The 15,037-nt window shown below is 65.7% G+C and carries 15 protein-coding genes; 6 read left to right on the top strand and 9 right to left on the bottom strand.

Features of this window, described 5'->3' with window-relative positions; all coding sequences use genetic code 11:
• Position 1: 1 nt before the first annotated feature.
• The 4 genes from AC1D3B_RS18200 to AC1D3B_RS18185 all read right to left on the bottom strand — a co-directional run bounded on the left by AC1D3B_RS18200 (position 2) and on the right by AC1D3B_RS18185 (position 5,346).
• Positions 2-1,954: an ABC transporter permease subunit gene (locus AC1D3B_RS18200; RefSeq protein ID WP_478192055.1), complete on the bottom strand. Its 1,953-nt coding sequence runs from the start codon at positions 1,952-1,954 to the stop codon at positions 2-4.
• 20 nt (positions 1,955-1,974) lie between these two features.
• Positions 1,975-2,850, bottom strand: a complete 876-nt coding sequence (locus AC1D3B_RS18195) for a branched-chain amino acid ABC transporter permease (protein ID WP_435514913.1) — start codon at positions 2,848-2,850, stop codon at positions 1,975-1,977.
• A 79-nt stretch (positions 2,851-2,929) separates the two neighbouring features.
• Positions 2,930-4,162: an ABC transporter substrate-binding protein gene (locus AC1D3B_RS18190; protein ID WP_478192054.1), complete on the bottom strand. Its 1,233-nt coding sequence runs from the start codon at positions 4,160-4,162 to the stop codon at positions 2,930-2,932.
• A gap of 140 nt (positions 4,163-4,302) precedes the next feature.
• Positions 4,303-5,346, bottom strand: a complete 1,044-nt coding sequence (locus AC1D3B_RS18185; protein WP_478192053.1) for an aldo/keto reductase — start codon at positions 5,344-5,346, stop codon at positions 4,303-4,305.
• Positions 5,347-5,530: 184 nt separating this feature from the next.
• Between AC1D3B_RS18185 and AC1D3B_RS18180 the strand changes: the two genes are divergently transcribed.
• Positions 5,531-5,836 (top strand): hypothetical protein, encoded by a 306-nt coding sequence (locus AC1D3B_RS18180; RefSeq protein WP_478192052.1) that lies wholly within the window; start codon positions 5,531-5,533, stop codon positions 5,834-5,836.
• Entirely contained in the window at positions 5,817-6,740 is a 924-nt protein-coding gene (locus AC1D3B_RS18175; protein WP_478192051.1) for a sigma-70 family RNA polymerase sigma factor, read from the top strand. Before AC1D3B_RS18180 ends, AC1D3B_RS18175 begins: the two co-directional genes overlap by 20 nt.
• A 15-nt stretch (positions 6,741-6,755) precedes the next feature.
• Here AC1D3B_RS18175 and AC1D3B_RS18170 read toward each other — a convergent pair whose 3' ends face one another.
• Both AC1D3B_RS18170 and AC1D3B_RS18165 read right to left on the bottom strand, forming a co-directional pair.
• Complete coding sequence (locus AC1D3B_RS18170; RefSeq protein ID WP_478192050.1) at positions 6,756-7,304, bottom strand: c-type cytochrome; 549 nt, start codon at positions 7,302-7,304, stop codon at positions 6,756-6,758.
• A gap of 128 nt (positions 7,305-7,432) precedes the next feature.
• Positions 7,433-9,169, bottom strand: a complete 1,737-nt coding sequence (locus AC1D3B_RS18165) for a PQQ-dependent dehydrogenase, methanol/ethanol family (protein WP_478192049.1) — start codon at positions 9,167-9,169, stop codon at positions 7,433-7,435.
• A 231-nt stretch (positions 9,170-9,400) separates the two neighbouring features.
• Here AC1D3B_RS18165 and AC1D3B_RS18160 point away from each other — a divergent pair, with 231 nt between their 5' ends.
• A complete protein-coding gene (locus AC1D3B_RS18160) occupies positions 9,401-10,078 on the top strand; it encodes an ankyrin repeat domain-containing protein (RefSeq protein ID WP_478192048.1) in 678 nt (225 codons plus the stop codon).
• A gap of 13 nt (positions 10,079-10,091) precedes the next feature.
• Here AC1D3B_RS18160 and ylqF read toward each other — a convergent pair whose 3' ends face one another.
• Both ylqF and AC1D3B_RS18150 read right to left on the bottom strand, forming a co-directional pair.
• Complete coding sequence (ylqF, locus tag AC1D3B_RS18155) at positions 10,092-11,045, bottom strand: ribosome biogenesis GTPase YlqF (protein ID WP_478192047.1); 954 nt, start codon at positions 11,043-11,045, stop codon at positions 10,092-10,094.
• Positions 11,046-11,106: 61 nt separating this feature from the next.
• Positions 11,107-12,012, bottom strand: a complete 906-nt coding sequence (locus AC1D3B_RS18150) for a LytTR family DNA-binding domain-containing protein (protein WP_478192046.1) — start codon at positions 12,010-12,012, stop codon at positions 11,107-11,109.
• A 152-nt stretch (positions 12,013-12,164) separates the two neighbouring features.
• Between AC1D3B_RS18150 and AC1D3B_RS18145 the strand changes: the two genes are divergently transcribed.
• From AC1D3B_RS18145 to AC1D3B_RS18135, 3 genes are all read left to right on the top strand, one after another.
• Positions 12,165-13,403 (top strand): acyltransferase family protein, encoded by a 1,239-nt coding sequence (locus AC1D3B_RS18145; RefSeq protein ID WP_478192045.1) that lies wholly within the window; start codon positions 12,165-12,167, stop codon positions 13,401-13,403.
• Positions 13,404-13,414: 11 nt separating this feature from the next.
• Positions 13,415-13,777, top strand: coding sequence for an HPF/RaiA family ribosome-associated protein (locus tag AC1D3B_RS18140; RefSeq protein ID WP_478192044.1), 363 nt, complete (start codon positions 13,415-13,417; stop codon positions 13,775-13,777).
• A 137-nt stretch (positions 13,778-13,914) separates the two neighbouring features.
• The gene (locus tag AC1D3B_RS18135; protein WP_478192043.1) at positions 13,915-14,577 is read left to right on the top strand and encodes a carboxypeptidase regulatory-like domain-containing protein; all 663 of its coding nucleotides are present in this window, start codon (positions 13,915-13,917) and stop codon (positions 14,575-14,577) included.
• Positions 14,578-14,585: 8 nt separating this feature from the next.
• Here AC1D3B_RS18135 and AC1D3B_RS18130 read toward each other — a convergent pair whose 3' ends face one another.
• Entirely contained in the window at positions 14,586-15,032 is a 447-nt protein-coding gene (locus AC1D3B_RS18130) for a desulfoferrodoxin family protein (protein WP_478192042.1), read from the bottom strand.
• Positions 15,033-15,037 lie beyond the last annotated feature (5 nt).

Below are 15,037 nucleotides of genomic sequence, written 5' to 3'. Positions count from 1 at the left end.
CTCACGCGGCATGCGCGGCCGGTGCCGCCGATTCCTGGCCGCCGAGATAGGCCTCGACGACCTTCTCGTCCGACTGCACCTGGGCAGGCTCGCCCTCGGCGATCTTCTGGCCGAAATCGAGCACCGAGACGGTGTCGCACATGCTCATCACCACGTCCATGTGATGCTCGATCAGGATCACGGTCACGCCGTGTTCGCGGATCTTGCGGATGATGGCGATCAGCTCCTTGATGTCCGGTGCGGTGAGACCGGCGGCCGGCTCGTCGAGCAGCAGCAGTTGCGGGTCGAGCGCCAGCGCGCGGGCGATTTCGAGCAGGCGCTGCTTGCCATAGGGCAGGTTGCGCGCCTCCTCCGTCGCGAACTCTTCCAGCCCGACGAACTTCAGCAGGCCCAGCGCGCGGCTGGCCGCTGCGGCACTTTCGCGCTTGTAGCGCGGCGTGTGCACGGCCACGTCGAACAGGTTGCTCCTGAACGTGTGATGCAGGCCGACCTGCACGTTCTGCTGCGCCGTCATCTCGCCGAAGAGCTGCACATTCTGGAAGGTGCGCGCAATGCCCGACAGCGCGATGTCCGCCGACGTGCGCCCGACCAGGGAGCGCTCGCCGAACTCGATGGCGCCCGCAGTGGGCACGTAGATGCCGGTCAGCACGTTCATCATCGTGCTCTTGCCCGAGCCGTTGGGCCCGATCAGGCCGTGAATGCTGCCGCGCCGCACCGTCAGGTCGACGTTGTTCAGCGCCTTGAGTCCACCGAACTGCATGAGCACGCCCGATGCCTTGAGCACTTCCGCCGCGCCGCTTCCCGACGCGGCGACCGTCACGGCATCGGACGGCGCGACGCCCGGCCCGACCGCCTCGACCTGCGCCTTCGGCCGCCGCAGGTTGAGCGCATTGCGCACGAAGCCGACGATGCCGTCCTGCAGGTAGTACACGACGAACAGCATGATCACGCCGAAGATCGAGAGCCGCCAGTCGGTCATCGTTTCCAGCGAGAAGGACAGCCCCGCGAGCGCGATGCTGCCGACCACCGGGATCGCCATCTGCTTCGACGTGACACGCTGGCGCTGGATGCCCACGGCGGCCACGATCATCACCAGCACCGCCAGGCCCACCGACACGTAGCGGAACAGCACCACGTCATCGAGCAGCTTGGGCAACAGCACGATGATGGCCGCGCCGATCATCGAGCCGATGCGGCTTTTGCGACCGCCCATGATCACCGCCAGCAGGAACAACACCGTCAGCTCGAAGTTGTAGGTGTTCGGCGAGATGTACTGCTCGGAGTACGCATACAGGCTGCCCGCCAGGCCGGCAAAGCCCGCACTGATCACGAAGGCGTAGACTTTGTAGCGGTACACCGACACGCCCATGCAGTCCGACGCCACCGGGCTGCCGCGCAGCGCTTCGAAGGCGCGTCCGAGGTGCGAGCGCAGGATGCGGTGCACCACGATGAGTGAGAGCACCAGCATCACCGCGACCAGCCAGAAGAACTCGCGCTCGTCGAGCTTGTGGCCGAACAGCGGCGGCTTGCTGAGCTTGATGCCCATCGGCCCTTCGGTGATGAAGCTCATCTCATTGATGAGGATCTGGATGATCGTGCCGAAGGCCAGCGTGACCATTGCAAGGTAGGGCCCCGTCACCCGCAGGGCCGGCAGCGCGAGGATCGCGCCGAACAGCGCGGTGACTCCCACCGCCGCGACCAGGGACACCATGAGCAGCGCGCCCATCTTGTAGACCAGCACCCCGGCTGTGTAGGCACCCAGGCCGAACAGGCCCGCATGGCCCAGCGAGACCTGCCCGGTGTAGCCCACCACGATGTCCAGCCCGAACAGCAGGATCGCGTAGATCATGATGGTCTCGAGCAGGTGGATGTAGTACGGGTTGTCGATGCCGATCGGGAACAGCATCAGCGCGGCGAAGCCCGCGAGGGCGAGAAGAAGGCGTCCGGTTTTCATTGATGGTTTCGAGGCTGCGCTCAGACTTTCTTGATTGCGGTCTTGCCGAACAGGCCGGCTGGCCGCACCGCCAAGACGATCAGTAGCAGCACGAGACCGGGCACGTCCTTGTAGCCCGTGCTGAGATAGAAACCGGTGGTGGTCTCCGCGATGCCGAGGATGATCCCGCCGAGGATGATGCCCATCCCGCTGGTCAACCCGCCGATGATCGCGACCGCGAAGGCCTTGAGCCCGAGCACCGCGCCCATGGTCGCGCCCGTCAACGTCAGCGGCGCGATCAGGACACCGGCGAACGCGGCCGTCAACGACGACAGCGCATACGAGAAGGTGATGACGAGCCCCGTGTTGATGCCCATGAGCTTTGCCGCGTCTCGGTCGTTGAAAGTCGCCACCACCGCCTTGCCGTAGATCGAGCGGCGGTTGAAGACTTCCACCGCCAGCATCATGAGAACCGCGCCCACCACCACCAGGATTTCCATCGGCAGCACGTTGGCATTGAGAAACTTGATCGGCGCCTCCGGCAGTGGCGACGGGAACTTCAGGTCGTCGCGGCCCCAGACGTTCTCCGCCACGTTCTTGAAGATGATGCCCAGCGCGATGGTCGACATGATCCAGCCGAACTCCGACTTGATCTTGATTGCCGGCCGCACACCGATGCGCTCCACCACTGCGCCCTGCACGGCGCCGAACAGACACACGATCGGGATCATCAGCCAGTAGTTCACGCCCAGCGTGACCAGAGTCAGACCCACGAGCGCGCCGAGCATGAGCGCGTCGCCCTGCCCGAAGTTGAGCGTGTCCGACGTGGCAAAGGTGAGCTGATAGCCGAAGGCGATGACGGCGTAGATCATGCCCAGTGCGATACCGCTGAAGATGAGTTGGGTCAGGATTTGCATGGCGGTTCTTGCAATGCGGTGGCACAAAAAGGCGCCGCGGCGGGAGCGAACCCGCGGCGGCGCCGTCATGGGACGCTGCTTATTTCTTCGGGATCAACGCGTCGTTGGCGGCCATGTTCTTCATGCGCACCTGGGAGGCGTTCTTCATGTCGTCGGCATTGGCGTAGACCACACGACCACCTTTCACTTCGCCGAACACGGGGATGTTCGCGGTGATCGCATCATGATCATCCTTCGAGAAAGGCTTGTTGTAGGTCGTCACCACGCCTTCGACCGGGGTCTTCAGGTCTTCCAGTGCAGCCTTGATCTTCGGGCCGTCGGTGCTGCCGGCCTGGGTGATCGCGGCGGCAAGCAGGTAGACCGAGTCGTAGCCCTGGGCGGCCGACACCGGCGAATCGATGCGGTCGTTCTTCGGCTTGAAGGTCTTCAGGTAGTTGGCGATGAAGGCCTTGCGCTTCGGCGTGGTCGGCTCCTGGATAAAGGTCTGCGGCATGCGCGCGCCCTCGCCGCCGGGGCCGGCGTTGTCGATGAAGTTGGCCATGGACAAGGTCCAGCTGCCGACGATCGGCACCTTCCAGCCCAGCTTGGTCATGCCGTTGGCAATCTGTGCCAGTTCGGGACCGATGCCGTAGGTCAGCACGGCTTCGGCGCCGGCTTCCTTGGCCTTCAGCAACTGGGCCGTCATGTCGACGTCCTTGATGTTGAACTTCTCGACCGCGACCGCCTTGATGCCCTTGGCGCCCAGCGCCTTCTCCAGGTCCTCGCGGCCGAGCTGGCCGTAGTTGGTCGAGTCGGCCAGGATCGCGACCTTCTTGTAGCCACGGCGGGTCACGGCTTCCTCGACGATCATCGGCGCCTGGATGCTGTCGTGCGCCGCGTTGCGGAAGACGTAGTTGTCAGGGTCCTTGTCGAACTGATGCGTGACGACGGAGCCCGTCGCGACGTTGTTCATCACCGGGATCTTGGCGTCCTGGAAGAATCGCTGCGAGGCCAGTGCCACCCCCGTGTTGATATAGCCGACGACGGCCACGACCTTTTCCTTGTTGATGAATTCCTGGGCGATCTGCACGCCGCGCTCGTTCTTGGCCTCGTCGTCGCGCTCGACCAATTGGATCTGCCGGCCCATCACGCCGCCGGACTTGTTGATTTCCTCGGTGGCCAGTCGCACGCCGTCGCGCATGCTCACGCCCATCGAAGACGACCCGCCCGTAAAGGGCCCATCGACGCCGATCTTGATCGGATCGGCCGCGAAGGCTCCGGCGGAAAACGCGATAGCGCCCGCCACCGCGAGAAGCTTGAAACTCAATGCCATGTCGAAGATCTCCAAGTGTCTGAATGTTTCGAGACCTTAGGCTACAAGGCGAAACTTCGAAGAGAGTGACAACCCTAAAAGTATGCAGACCGGTTGCATTGGGCCTGCTGTCGCAACCAATCGCGGGAGAGCCGATGGCCTCAGCGGGCCGATTCGGCGACCTGCTTCCGACGGTATTCGCCCTGGCGCTCGAACATCCATCCGGGGTACTCGGCAGGCAGGCGGCTCACCGCGTCGATCTGTTCCAGTTCGGCCGCGGTCAAGGCAACCTGCGTGGCGGCCATGTTGTCGGCAAGCTGCTCGGGCCGCTTCGCGCCGACAATGACGCTCGTCACCTGCGGCTGGTGCAGCAGCCAGGCGAGCGCGATCTGCGCCACCGAGACGCCGCGTGCCTGCGCAATGACGCGCATCGCGTCGATGCAGTCGTAGGCGCGGTCCTTGTCGACGGGCGGAAAGTCGAAGGTGGTGCGACGGCTGCCCTGCTCGCCCTGCTGGTCGCGGCCGAACTTGCCGCTGAGCAGCCCGCCCGCCAGTGGGCTCCACACCATCAGCCCGACGCCTTCGCTGCGAAGCATCGGGACCAGCTCCCGTTCGAGGTCGCGGCCGGCGACGGTGTAGTAGGCCTGCAGCGATTCGAATCGCGACAGCCCCCAGCGTTCGGCGATGCCCAGCGCCTTGGCGATCTGCCAGGCGGCCCAGTTGGATACACCGACATAGCGCACATGGCCCTGCCGCACGAGCAGGTCGAGGGCGCGCACCGTTTCCTCGATCGGCGTCGCCGGATCGAAGCCGTGGATCTGGTAGAGGTCGATGTGGTCGAGCTGCAGCCGCTTCAGGCTGGCCTTCACGCCGTCCATGATGTGGCCGCGCGAGGCGCCCCGCGCATTGGGGCCCGTGCCCGTTTCGCCGAGCACCTTGGTCGCGACGATGACGTTCTCGCGGGGCACCTTCAGGTTCTTCAGCGCCTGCCCTGTGATCTGCTCCGACAGGCCGCCCGAATAAACGTCAGCGGTGTCGATGAAATTGATGCCGCCGTCGAGGGCGGCGCCGACGAGGCGATCGGCATCGGCCTGCTGCACCTCGCCGATCTTCGACCAGAAGCCGTCGGTGCCGCCGAAGGTCATGGTGCCCAGGCAGAGTTCGGACACGAACAGACCGGTACGGCCGAGTGGATGGTGACGCATGGAAGAGGACTCCTTGAGCGAAACATGGGAACCAGGCGCGAATCGGACGGTTCGGCCCGGGCAAGCCCGCGAGCATAGGCGCCGGCGGAATTTCTTGCAGAGGCGGCCGGACCGCATCCTTTCGGGCCACTCGATCGTCTTTGTCACACAATCATTTCCGGCGCCGCCGGTGAAAGGTCCGATCATGAAACACATGGTGCGATACAAGCTCAAGCCCGATCGCGTGGCCGAGAACGAGAGCCTCAGCCGCAAGGTCTACGAGGAACTCCACCGCCTCAAGCCCGCCGGCCTGCGCTACGCCACTTTCCGGCTCGCCGATGGCGTGAGCTTCATGCACATCTCATCGCACGAGGAACCCGATGGCAGCAACGCGCTGACATCGTTGCCCGAGTTCAAGGCCTTCGCGGCCGGCATCCGCGACCGCTGCGAGGAGCCGCCGGTCGCCGTCGACATGACGGAGATCGGCTCGTATGGCTTCTTCGGCCAATGAAATCATCGCGACCCTCGAGGAGGGGCGGCGCCAGTTCCTGGCGCTGGTCGCCGACATCCGGCCGGACCTGCACCGCTATTGCACGCGCATGACCGGCTCGGTCGCCGACGGCGAGGACGTGGTGCAGGACACGCTGGCGCGGGCCTACTACCAGTTGTCGGAACTGAAGGAGTTGCCGCCGCTGCGTCCCTGGCTGTTTCGCATTGCGCACAACCGCGCGATCGACCACTGGCGGCACGAGGCTCATCTGCGCACCGAACCGATCGAAACAGCACTGGACGTCGCCGACGACGAGGCGCGCGAGCCCGACAACGCGCTCGCGCGCAGCCAGGCGCTGCGCGCGGCGCTGTCGTGCTTCCTCCAACTCGCGCCGGCGCAGCGCGGCAGCGTGATCCTCAAGGACGTGCTCGACCATTCGCTGGACGAGATCGCCGCCGAACTGGAACTGAGCGTGCCTGCGGTCAAGGCGGCGCTGCATCGGGGGCGCACGCTGCTGCAGCAGTTGTCGGACGCGCCCGCTGCCGCAGCCGCTTCGCCCGGCCCGCGCACACCGATCTCGCCGGCATTGCTTCGCTATGCGAGCCTGTTCAACGCCCGCGACTGGGACGGCGTCCGCGCCATGCTGGCCGACGAGGTCCGCCTCGACCTTGTGTCGCGGCGCAAGGCGGCCGGCCGGCGCGAAGTGGGCGTCTATTTCACGAACTACGACCGGCAGGTCGACTGGCACCTGGTGCCGGCGTGGCTGGACGGCCGCGAAGTACTGGCCGTGATGCGCGAGCCTGGCGGCGTGCGACCGGGCTACTTCATCGAGCTTCGATGGCGCGACGGCGAGGTCAGCAACATCCGCGATTTCCGGCACGTGCCCTACATCGCGCAGGAGGCGCCGATCGAGCTTGCAACGTGAGCGCGGCGGGCCGGCTCAGAGTCCCGTGAGGAAATGCGCGACGTTCTCGATGTCCTGCGCGCTCAGCGTGTTCGCCACGCTGGTCATGGTCCCGGCATCGTTGGTTCGCTTGCGTGCCTTGAAGTCGGAGAGCTGCTTGACGATGTAGTCGTAGTTCTGCCCCGACACGCGCGGCACCTCGTTCTGGCCGGCGAAGCCGCCGAGGTGACACATCGTGCAGAGCGTCTCCTGCGTCTTGAGGCCGCCGAGCTTCACCTTCTCCGCGTTCGGCGTGAAACGCTGGCGCGGCGGCTTCTGCGCGGCGAAGTAATCCGCCAGCTCGCGCATCTCGTCGCGCGTCATGCCCGCGACCATCGGCGTCATGAGCTCGTTCGTCCGGCGCCCTTCCTGGAAGTCGCGCAACTGGAGGTAGAGATAGCGCGAGGTCTGCCCCGCGATGATCGGATACACCGACTGGATAGGCTGCCCATCCGCCCCATGGCAGGCAGCGCAAGCCGCCGCCTTCGCCGGCACCGCAGCCGGTGGCGAGGCGGCCTGTTGCGCCGCCGCACCTCCACAAGCCACGACCGCTCCAGCCGCAAGCGCAGCGAGGCGCGTTCGTAAAACAACGCGGAACCGGCTTTGCCGGGCCGCTGTTGTTGCCCCCTCGAGGGGGGAGGCGGCTACACGCAGTGAGCAAGCAACGGGGGGGGTCACTGCAACCCGAAGACGATCACCGAATTCCCGCGCTTGAAGTCGAGTTGCGTGTTGCCGCCCGCGGCGACGGCGATGTACTGCTTGCCGCCGACCGCGTAGGACACTGGGGGCGCATTCACGCCGGCACCAGCCTGGTATTCCCAGAGCTTCTTGCCGTTCCTGGCGTCGAACGCACGGAAGAGGCCATTGCCCTCGCCGTTGAAGACCAAATTGCCGCCCGTGGCCAGGACGCCACCGATGAGCGGCTGCGCCGTGTCGAACTTCCAAGCGACCTTGCCGCTGTCGATGTTGACCGCCACGAGCCGTCCCGACTGCTGCTCGGAAGGAATCACCTTGAAGGCGCCACCCAGCCACAGCTTGCCACCGGGGTACTTGGCCTCTTCGACGTGGTAGGTCATCGGCTGGTGCAGGTTGGCCGCGTAGGCCAGGTGCAGCTTCGGGTTGACCGCCATCGGGCTCCATTCGACGCCGCCATTGGCGCCGGGCAGCATGCGCGCGCCGTCCTTGGTCGGCAGTACCCACATGTTTTCCTGCGGGATCATCGCCTCGCTGAAGCGGATCAACTCGCCGGTGGCGCGATCGTGCACGTAGATGTGTCCGGTCTTGCCACCGTGGATCGCCACCTTGCGCATCTTCCCGTCCTTGCCCTTCGCCTCGGTCAGGATCACCGGGGAGACGGCGTCGAGATCCCAGACGTCGTGCGGCACGTACTGGTAGTGCCACTTGTACTTGCCGGTGTTCAGGTCGACCGCGACGATCGAGTCGGTATAGAGGTTGTCGCCGGGGCGTTCGGCACCGTAGAGGTCGGGACTCGGGTTTCCGACCACGAAGAACGCGGTGCCCGTTTCCCTGTCGACAGCGGGCGCCATCCAGACACCACCGCCCAGCGACTTGTAGAAGTCGCCGCCCTTGGCGAGTTGTGCCTTCTCGGCTTCGATGTCGCGATGGAGATTCCGCTGGGTCGCGTCGTTGACGGCCCACACGCCTTCGTGCCCCTTTTCAGGCACGGTGTCGAAGGTCCAGAGCAGCTTGCCGTCGTTGGCGTCGAAGGCCTTCACGAAGCCCCGGATGCCGTACTCGCCGCCGTTGGTACCGATGAGGATCTTGCCGTCCACGGCGACCGGCGCCATGGTCTCGGAGTAGCCCAGTTCGGGGTCGCCGATCTGGGTCGACCACAGCACCTTGCCGCTCTTCGCATCGAAGGCCATCAGCTTGGCGTCCAGGGTGCCCATGTACAGGCGGTCGCCCATGATGGCGACACCGCGATTGTTCGGGCCGCAACAGAAGGTCGTGACCGGACCCATCTTGTGCTTGTAGTGCCAGAACTCCTTGCCAGTGGCGGCATCGAGCGCATAGATGTGGTTGTAGGAGGTGGTGATGTACATGACGCCATCGACGACGATCGGCGCAGTCTCCATCGACTCGAGCACTTCGGTCTGGAAGGTGAAGGCCGGTCGCAGCTTGCCGACATTGCTCGTGTTGATCTGCGCCGCCGGGTAGTAGCGGGTCTGCGCATAGCTCATGTTCGAATGCAGGAAGTTGGACGCTTCCTTGTCGGCGGCATCGAGCTGGCGCTGCGATACCGAGATCGTCTTCGGTACCGGTGAGCCCGTGGCAGCGGCCTGCCCTGTCACCTCGGCCTGCCCGAAGGCGGCCGCCGAAAACAGCGCCAGCGCGGGTACTGCAACGAGCGCGCAGCGCCGGTCGCGAAGAGTCTTGAACTTCTTGGGCATCGCGGGTCTCCTCAGGCGTTGTTTGCCTTCTTATTGCCACCGCGGCGAGGCCGGGAACCGGCTCGCGAGGCGAGGATGCAGCGCGTGGTGGAAGCGCGCCCGCAACAGCATTCAGACCGTCCGCGGACGGTTCGGCTGTCATGCCTCTCTTGCAAGCGTATCGACTATCGGGTCCACTGAACAGGGAATTCTTTCGGTGCACTGCAGCATTTTTCGATGGGGACAATAACGATGAAGAGACCGGCCTCCCTGCGCTTTTGCGTGCTGATGTCATGGTGTTGCGCACTGCTCATGTCGATGGTTCCCACGCCTTCCATGGCCCAGCCCCAGACCGATCCGAGTCCCAACGCCCAATTGCTCGTCGCCACCAGAGAAGGCCAGCTCGCGCGGGTGAAGGAATTGCTCGCACAAGGCGCAGCCGTGAATTCACGCAATCGCGTCGGCAAGACGCCTTTACTCATCGCCTGCGAAAAGGGAAACGCAGCGATGGGCATTGCCTTGATCGAAGCGAAAGCCGATGTGAACCTGGCTTCGGTCGAGCAGGTCACGCCGTTGATGGCGGCAAGCTACAGCGGCAATGCCGAACTCGTGAAGCGCCTGCTCGCCGCCGGGGCGCACATCGATGCGGTCGACCGCATGAACAAGTCGGCACCGGTGTACGCGGCGGGCCAGGGCAACGCGGCTGCGCTGGAGGCCCTGCTTGCGGCCGGCCTCGACATCAACGCGACCTACGACCACAACTTGACGCTGCTGATGTGGGCCGCAGGCCAAGGGCACGCCGACGCCGTCCGGCTGTTGCTCACGCGCGGGGCCAGGCCCGACATGCGCGACGATCGCGGCCTCACGGCCATCGAGATCGCTCGCGGGGCCGGGCAGGCCGAGGTGGCGCAGTCGGCGGGACTTCGCTGAGCGAGTGCCGCCTCTAAGGCGCTTCGGCTGGCGGGTCGTCCGCTCGACGGCCCGTGCCTTTCTTGCGGGCCCGAGCCTCCTTCTTCGCCTTGCGCTCCGCGTCCACACGCTGGCCGGCAGCGAGCCACTCCGCGAACTCTGCAGGCGTTTCCAGCGTGACGCGGCCCATGTTGCCGCTGCGGAATTCGTGCATCACGATCTCGGCCGCCTTCTGCAGGTTGACGCGGCCCTTGCCCAGCAGCGCGCCGCGCTTGCGGCCGATCGACTCCAGCACCTCTTCGTCGCTCAGGCCCGAGATCGGATCGATCTTGAAGCGCGCCTCGACCAGTCCCGCATAGTGGCGCTTCAGGTAGTCGAGCAGTTCGAGCGCGACCTCCTCCTCGTCGAAGGCATTGCGGCCGACGGCGCCGCTCGCAGCGAGGTTGTAGCCGCTTTTCGCGACGATGATGCGCGGCCACAGCATGCCGGGCGTGTCCCACAGGTAGAAGTCGTCGGCCAGCGTGATGCGCTGCTCCAGCTTGGTGATGCCGGCCTCGTCGCCGGTCTTGGCCTTCCGGCTGCCGGTCAGCGTGTTGATGAGCGTGGACTTGCCGACGTTGGGGATGCCGCAGATCAGCACGCGCATCGGCTTGGCCATGCCGCCGCGCAGCGGGGCGAGTTCGTGGCAGGCGTCGATGAGTTGCCGTGCGGGCGTGGTCTGGCTCGCGTCGAGCCCGATGGCGCGGGTGGCCGGCTGCGCGTTGTAGTGCGCGAGCCAGAGCGCGGTGCGATCGGGGTCGGCCAGGTCCTGCTTGTTGAGCACCTTCAGGCCCGGCTTGTGGCCGGTGAGATCGGCCAGCATCGGATTGGCGCTGGATCCGGGCAGCCTGGCATCGAGCAGCTCGATGACGACGTCGATGTCCTTGATGCGCTCGGCGATGGCCTTCTGGGTCAGGTGCATGTGACCGGGGAACCACTGGATGGCCATCGGGATGTCTTTCTCTTTCTGCGGGGGACGGAGCCTCGATTGTCGCCGGGGCGGCGCGGCGTCAGGCGCGCAGCGCGGGCCGGTAGCGGCGGCTGCACGGGATGTGCGTGCCGTCGCGCATGTGCAGGCGCGCGTCGCCGCCGTCGAGCGGCTCGATCTCGGCGATGCGGTCCAGGTTGGCGGCGTAGCTTCGGTGCACCCGCACGTAGCGCGCGGGATCGAGTTGCGCGAGGAAGTCCGTCAGTGTGGCGCGCAGCAGGTAGTCGTGCCCATTCACGCGCAAGCCCACATAGTTGCCCTGTGCCTGCAGCCAATCGATGTCGTTGGCGCCGATCAGGAATTCGCGGCGCAGCTTGCGCACGAGAAACCGGTCGGGCCTTTGCGGTGACTCGGACGCTTCCGGCATCTCCGGCGATTCGCCGGGCTGCGGCGACGCCGGCAGCGCCGCCGTTTCTGGCGGATCGAGCACGCGCGCCTCACCCTGCAAGCGAAGCATGAAAAGCCGGTAGCTCATGATCGCCAGCAGGAAGAGCGCGTAGGTGCGCGCATCCTTGAGATATTCGTAGGGCCACTTCGCCAGCCAGTCGCCGAAGTCGTAGCGGCTGCCGGCCCAGGCATAGACGATCTCGCGCAAGCCCACCATCAGCGCCACGTGCGCCAGGCTGAAGACCACGCTGCCCAGCACGTGCCACGCCCAGTTCCGCTGCCAGGTCGATCGGTTCAGGGGAAACCGTCGTTCGAAGGCGATGACCACCGGCACCAGCGCCAGAAGGGCCAGGTGGCTCGAAATCTCCCAGGTCACCGGCTGCCAGGTCGGGATGTCGCGCCCGGCCTGGCGCACGTCGATCACCGCGACCACCGTGGCGAAGGCCGCCTGCACGGTCAGGATCAGGAGCCAGAAGCCCGCTTCGACCCACCGCCGGAAGGGCCGGTAGCGCTCGAACAGGTTCTGCCGGGGCTCGCTCATGCGCGGATTCTCACGAAATCCGGCGGGACGAACGACTTTTCGTCCCTCGAAGGCGCCGCTGGTCACAAAGCGCACTTGGATCGTCACCTTGTCGCCCGCCTCGGCCACCCGGCGCCGGACCATGGCATCCGCGTTCACACAAGGAGCACGGCATGGCGACAACGAATCGGCGACACGACATCGACGCGCTGCGGGCACTGGCCTTCCTGCTGCTCATCCTCTACCACGTGGGGATGTACTACGTGGCCGGATGGCCCTGGCACATCAAGAGCCCGCACGCCGCGGAATGGCTGCGATGGCCCATGGTGGTGGTCAACGTCTGGCGCATGGACCTCGTGTTCCTGGTCTCGGGCGTGGCCTTCGGGTTCCTGAGCAAAGGGTTGACGCCGCTCGCCCTGATCCGGCAGCGGGCGCTGCGCCTGCTGCTGCCACTGGTCTTCGGGATGGCGGTGATCGTGCCCTACCAGGCCTACGCCCAGGGCGTCGCGAATGGACTGGTGGCGCCGGGCTTCGCGGCCTTCATGGCGCGCTACCTGGTGGGCGGCCCATGGCCCAAAGGCGCATTCGACGGGTCGGACTTTCCCATGACGTGGAATCACCTCTGGTACCTCCCCTATCTCTTCACCTACACCGCAGTCCTCGCGCTGCTGGTGCCGGTGATGCGATCCGTGCCCATCCTGCGTCTTCGCAGCGCATTCACCGGACTTCGGCGTTGGCGGCTGCTGGCGTTCCCCGCCCTGCCGCTGATGCTGTTCGCGCTCGTGCTGTCCCCGCATTTTCCGGCGACGCACGACCTCATCCACGACTGGTATCTGCACGCGCTGTACTTCACCGTGTTCCTCTACGGCTACTGGATGGGTGTCGACGAGGGCATCTGGCGCGAACTGGAACGGCTGCGCCGCTGGTCGCTCGCGCTTGCCGTGGCCTGCATCGCCGCTTTCATCGCGCTGAAACTTGCCGGCGCCGACGCCCAGATCGGCGCCTGGGCCACGCGGGTGCTTCGATCGGCCTACCTCTGGACGGCGATTGCGGCCATCCTGGGCTTCGCCCACCGCCACCTGAACCGCCCCCGGCCCTGGCTCGGATGGGCGAACGAATCGGTCTACCCCTGGTACATCCTGCACCAGACGCTGATCATTGCCGCGGCGGTCGCACTGGCCTCGTTGCGGACCGGGCCGGTGCTGGAGCCGGCCATGCTGGTCGCGATCACGGTGGCCGGGTGCTGGGCGCTGACCGATGGCCTGATCCGCCGCTTCCGCTGGCTGCGGCCGCTGTTCGGGCTCAAGCCAGTCGGCCGTGTGGTCATTCGAACCTCGGCCGCGTTGCCCAAATGCTTACGCATGGCCGGCCGTAATGGGCGCAAAGTAGGGCCTTGCTCACCAGGCGAATGAAAGGACACGGCATGCAGATTCAAGTGAACACGAGCAACGGTCTCGAGAACAAGGACGCACTGGAACGCTGGGCAGATGGAGAAATACGGCAATGCCTGAGCCGCTTCACCGACGACGTGACACGGGTGGAAGTCCATCTCAGCGACGAGAAACACACCACCAGCGGCGGTGGCGACAAGCGCTGCGTGATGGAGGCCCGCCTCGCCCACCATCAGCCGCTGGCCGTGACGCAGCACGCGCCCAACATGGACGAGGCTTTCCGCGGCGCCTCCGACAAGCTCAAGCGTGCGCTCGACAGCACGCTGGGGCGGCTCCACGACCACCGCCGCGATCGCACGTCGATCCGCAAGGACGGCGACGCCGTCGTCGAATAGCGCTTCCGACTTGTTCCACTGTTCGGTGTATTGACTGGCTCGGCGCGCGTGGACTAACCTTTTTCCACGACGCCCCCACGCTGTCGCACTTGAAAGGGTTTCCATTGAATGGAGCTCGACTCTCACGCGTCCTTGCGTTGCTGCTTCTGTCCGGCGGCCTGATCGGGCCGGCACTGGCGGGCAGTGTGCGGGGCAAGGTTGTCTTCGGTGGAGCCGCTCCCGCGCAGGCCAAGGTGCCGGTCACCATCGACCAGTACCTCTGCGGCAACGAGAAGGCCGCCGACGACCTCCAGGTCTCCGCAGGCAAGGAGATCCGCAACGCCGTCGTGTGGATCGAGAACCCGCCGCCCGGTTCAGCATCGCCACCGAAGACCGAGAAGGTGGAGATGGACCAGAAGGGCTGCTCGTTCGTGCCTCGCGTCGTGATGGTTCCCGCGGGGGGAACGGTGGACTTCCTCAACAGCGACCGATTGCTGCACAACATCCACGCGACGCCGAAGCGCAACGTGTCGTTCAACCGCACGCAGCCGATGGGCCGGACCATCCCCGTCACGTTCGCGGAGCCGGAAATCGTCCGCATCAACTGCGACCTGCACGCGTGGATGACGGCGTGGGTGGTCGTGACGGCACACCCCTTCTATGCAGTCACCGGCGCAGACGGTCGCTTTGCATTCGACAACCTTCCGCCCGGGCAATACAAGTTGCAGATCTGGCAGGAGCGGCTCGGCACGATGCAGGCGAATGTCTCTGTCGGCGATCAGCAGCCCGCTCAGGTCACCATCGAGATGAAGCCGCGCTGACCGTCGGTTCAGGGAACGACAGTGATCTTTTTGGAGGCTTCCCACGCCGACGAATGCGTGGGTTCGGCCACGGCCCTCAGCGAGCCTCCTTCGTCGAGCGCCACCGTGAAGGTCACCGTCGGCGACGAGTACACGGGATGCAGGTACGCGCGGGCGATCTCCACCGTGTCCTTGTACAGCGCGATGTAGCGCACGAAGTGCTCCTGCAGCGACGGGTGCAGCGACCCTGCTCCCACGCTCACCGTCACGGTGAACCATTCACCGCGCTTCACGCTGTCCGGCGCGACGATCTTCGGCGTGTGCTTCGGGTCGAAGGTCTTGTGGACTTCCCTGAACTCGGGGGTGAACTGTTGCGCCTGGTCGTCCTGGGCCTGCGCGGTGGTGACGCCGAGGCCTGCGATCAAGCCAAGCACGAAGACCGCCCGGCGAGCAGCGAGTCGAACGGACATCGTCATGCGAC

Source organism: Variovorax sp. P5_A3 (assembly GCF_056400665.1).
This window is presented reverse-complemented; position numbering and strand designations above follow the sequence as displayed.